The following is a 3,738-nucleotide window of genomic DNA, read 5'->3' as shown; positions in this document are numbered from 1 at the left end:
GGGCGCGGGCGCGCGCACTGGGCGAGAGCGAGCCCTGACCTCAGCGGCGCAGGATGCGGTGGGCGAGGGCGTTGCCGAGCAGCTGACCGGCCTGCACGATCACCACGATGATCGCGACCGTCACCCACGTCGCCTGCTGGTTGAACTGCTGGTAGCCGTAGATGATGGCGAAGTTGCCGAGCCCGCCGCCGCCGATGTACCCGGCCATTGCCGACATGTCGACGACCGCGATGAACATGAACGTGTAGCCGAGGATCAGCGGCGCGAGCGCCTCGGGGATCACCACGCCGAACAGCACGCCGATCCGCCGGGCGCCGACGGCCCGCGCCGCCTCGACGGCGCCGGGGTCGACGGCGACGAGGTTCTGCTCGACCACGCGGGCGATCACGACCGTGGCCATGATCGTGATCGGCACGATCGCGGCATCCGTCCCCAGGGTCGTCCCGGTCACCGCGCGGGTGACGGGGGCCACGGCGGTGAGGAAGATGATGAACGGGATCGGGCGGATGAGGTTGATGACGAGGTTCGCGACCGCGAAGACGACCCGGTTCTCGAACAGGTTGCCGGGCCGGGTGGCGTACAGCAGTGCCCCGATGACGAGCCCCGCGACGCCGGAGATGAGCAGCGAGACGGCGACCATGTAGACCGTCTCGCCGATGGACTGCAGCAGCACCGGGGTGAGGGTGTCCCACTTGTTCATGCGCGCACCTCCCCGGTGGGCACGACGACGTCGGTGTGGGCGCGGAGCTCCGCGACGACGGCGCCGAGGTCGTCGGTGTGCACGCGATAGGTGAGCGTGCCGAGCTGGCGTCCGAGCACGTCGGTGACGCCGCCGTAGACGACGGAGTGACGGGCGCCGTGACGGTGGAACACGTTCGAGACGTCTTCGCTGGAGAACTCGTTGATCTCGACACTGACCAGGTCGCCCCCGCCCGCGGCGAGCGCCGACAGCGTCTCTCCCGCCGGCACGCCCTGCGTCACCGCGGCGACGAACCGCTTGGTCAGGTCGGCGCGCGGGTGCGCGAACACGCGGTACGTGTCGCCGCTGTCGACCACGCGGCCGCCGTCCATGACGATCACCTGGTCGCAGAGCTCGTGGACGATCGAGATCTGGTGCGTGATGACGACGATGGTGATGCCCAGGCGCCGGTTGATCTCGCGCAGCAGGTCGAGCACCTCGGCGGTGGTCTGCGGGTCGAGCGCGCTGGTGGCCTCGTCGGCGAGCAGGATGCGGGGGTCGGTCGCGATCGCGCGCGCGATGCCGACGCGCTGCTTCTGCCCGCCCGAGAGGCGCCGCGGGTACTGCTTCGCCTTGTCGCCGATGCCGACGAAGTCGAGCAGCTCGGCGACGCGCTTGTCGCGGTCGGCCTTCTTCCACCCCGCCACCTTGAGCGGGTAGGCGACGTTCGCCGCCACGGTGCGCGAGGTGAAGAGGTTGAACTGCTGGAAGATCATGCCGACGCTGCGCCGCAGATCGCGCAGCTTCGCCTCGGAGGCCGCCCCCACGTCGACGCCGAGCACCTCGACGGTGCCCGACGTCGGCTGCTCGAGTCCGTTCAGCAGACGCACGAGGGTCGACTTGCCGGCGCCGGAGTATCCGATCACGCCGACGATCGACCCCTCCTCCACGCTCAGCGACACGTCGTCGACGGCGGTCGTGGAGGAGCGGCGATCGGTGCGGAAGCTTTTCGAGACGCCCCGCAGCTCGATGACCGCGGTCATCCGTTCTGGGCCTTGAGGGCGTCTTCGAGGCTCGTCAGTTCGTCCTGCAGCTGCGCGCCGGTCCACTCGGTCTTGAACTGCAGGTTGCCCTGGTTCAGCTCAGTGACCGCGGCCTCGACCTCGGGGCTGTGGTACGCCGCTACGAGCTTCTCCCAGCGCGGGTCGTCCTTCTTGTCGTCGCGCGTGACGAACGCGTTGATGTACGGCGCGAGCTGCGGGTTGTTCAGGTCTTCCTTGAAGATGATGAGCTCGTCGCCGAGCCCGCCCTTCTGGGCCTGCGTGTTGTTGACGATGGCGGCCTGGGCGCTGCCGTCTTTGAGGGCGGTGACGGTCTGGTTCGTGTCGACGGGGAGCAGCTCGATCTTCGACGTGACGATGTCGGCCGGCGTCGAGAGGGCGGTGCCACCGTCCTTGAGGGTGAGCAGCCCCGCGGTCTGCAGGTTCAGCAGGCCGCGAGCGAGGTTGGTCGGGTTGTTGGGGATGGCGACCTTCGCCCCCTCGGGCAGGTCTTCCACATCGGTGTACTGCTCGGAGTACAGCGCGAGCGGGTAGACCGCGGTGGCGCCGACCGGCACCAGCGATCCGTTGTTCTCGACGTTGAACTGCGACAGGTAGATGAGGTGCTGGAAGAGGTTCACGTCCAGCTCGCCGTCCTGCACGCCCTGGTTGAGCTGCACACCGTCGTTGATCGTTCGCACCTCGAGCTCGATGCCCTCATCGGCGAGCTTTTGCGTCAGCACCGCCCAGTGCGCCTCGGTGCCGTCGTCGGCGCCCAGGACGATGCGCGAGGAGTCGTCGGTGGATGCCGCTCCCCCGGCGCACCCGGTGAGGGTCAGCAGGAGGGCTGCGGTGGAGGCGCCGAGGATCGTGGCCAGGCGTGCGGTGCGGTGCGAAGTCATGGATCCACGTCACCATGCGGTCACCGGACGCCCAAGCCGCGGCGTTACGGCCGGTAACGGGCTGTCACGCGAGGTAACGGATTCGTCCGGACGGCATCGTTCGACGATGATCGCGGCACCTCGGGCACCGGCATCCGGGGATCCGTCGCGCGAGGTTCGGCGCATCGTCCGACGCGGCCTCGGACGCCGGTAACGGATCGTCGGCAGGACGGGGCGCGCGCTCCGCACGCGGAACGCGTTTCTAAGAACCCTCTCGTGGAGGGCTTAATCGCGCTTTACAGGCCGTGGCCAGCATGGGAGACGCGGGACACCCCGCGGATGAGGCGCAACGGGCGCCCACCACCCCAGGAGGCTGCTGTGGTTCACCGGATCGCCCTGTCATCGCACGACTCCGTCGGGCTCGGACACGTGAGGCGCAACCTCGCCCTCGCCCACGCCCTCACCCGAACGGTCCCCGGGATCGTCGGGCAGGACGTCACCGGCGTCCTCATCACCGGCCAGGCCTCGGCGACGGCGTTCCCCGCCCCGCCCGGGTGGGACTGGGTGGTGGTGCCCAGCGTCTCGGTCGACGACGCGGGCTACCGCTCCCGGCACCTCGCGGCCGACATCCAGCGGGTCACCGCGATGCGGGCGGGCGTCATCGCCGGGGTGCTGCGGGCCTTCGCACCCGACCTCTTCGTGGTGGACCGCCATCCCTTCGGGGTGCACGGCGAGTTGCGCAACGCGCTGCGTGATCTCCGCGCCACCCACCCCTCGTGCACGACCGTCCTGGGTCTTCGCGACGTGCTCGACCGCCCGGCGGTCGCCCGGGCGGAGTTCCGCACCCTCGGCGGGGCGCGCGCCGTGCGGGAGCACTTCGACGCGATCTGGGTGTACGGCGATCCAGCCGTGCACGACCTGCGGCTCAGCGGCGAGACGCCCCCCGGGCTCGCACCGCTCATCAGCTACACCGGCTACCTCGCGCACGGGCGTCCGAGCCGTCCGGCGCCCGCCGTCGAGGGCCCGTACGTGCTGACCACGGTCGGCGGGGGCTCCGACGGGGTGCACACCTCCGTCGCCGCGGCCGGGGCCGACCTGCCCGCCGGGCACCGCCACCTCAACGTCACCGGCCCCCAGA

Annotated in this window: 4 protein-coding genes; 1 reads left to right on the top strand and 3 read right to left on the bottom strand. The window is 70.2% G+C overall.

Annotation, left to right across the window (positions count from 1 at the left end; all coding sequences use genetic code 11):
- Positions 1-40: 40 nt before the first annotated feature.
- Genes RWP81_RS15245 through RWP81_RS15235 form a run of 3 tightly spaced genes read right to left on the bottom strand, consistent with a single transcriptional unit; the run spans position 41 to position 2,621 of the window.
- On the bottom strand, positions 41-700 hold the full coding sequence (locus RWP81_RS15245) for a methionine ABC transporter permease (RefSeq protein WP_314457516.1): 660 nt from the start codon (positions 698-700) through the stop codon (positions 41-43).
- Positions 697-1,722, bottom strand: coding sequence for a methionine ABC transporter ATP-binding protein (locus RWP81_RS15240; RefSeq protein WP_314457514.1), 1,026 nt, complete (start codon positions 1,720-1,722; stop codon positions 697-699). The genes RWP81_RS15245 and RWP81_RS15240 overlap by 4 nt, the downstream gene beginning before the upstream one ends.
- Positions 1,719-2,621 (bottom strand): MetQ/NlpA family ABC transporter substrate-binding protein, encoded by a 903-nt coding sequence (locus RWP81_RS15235; RefSeq protein ID WP_314457512.1) that lies wholly within the window; start codon positions 2,619-2,621, stop codon positions 1,719-1,721. Before RWP81_RS15235 ends, RWP81_RS15240 begins: the two co-directional genes overlap by 4 nt.
- Before the next feature lie 357 nt (positions 2,622-2,978).
- Here RWP81_RS15235 and RWP81_RS15230 point away from each other — a divergent pair.
- A partial coding sequence (locus RWP81_RS15230) for a glycosyltransferase family protein (protein ID WP_399540619.1) occupies positions 2,979-3,738 on the top strand: 760 nt, incomplete at its 3' end.

The sequence above is a fragment of the uncultured Microbacterium sp. genome (genome assembly GCF_963521695.1).
In the GTDB taxonomy this organism is placed as follows: Bacteria; Actinomycetota; Actinomycetes; order Actinomycetales; family Microbacteriaceae; genus Microbacterium.
The sequence above is the reverse complement of the archived record's forward strand: the minus strand, read 5'-3'. Positions and strand labels throughout refer to the sequence as shown.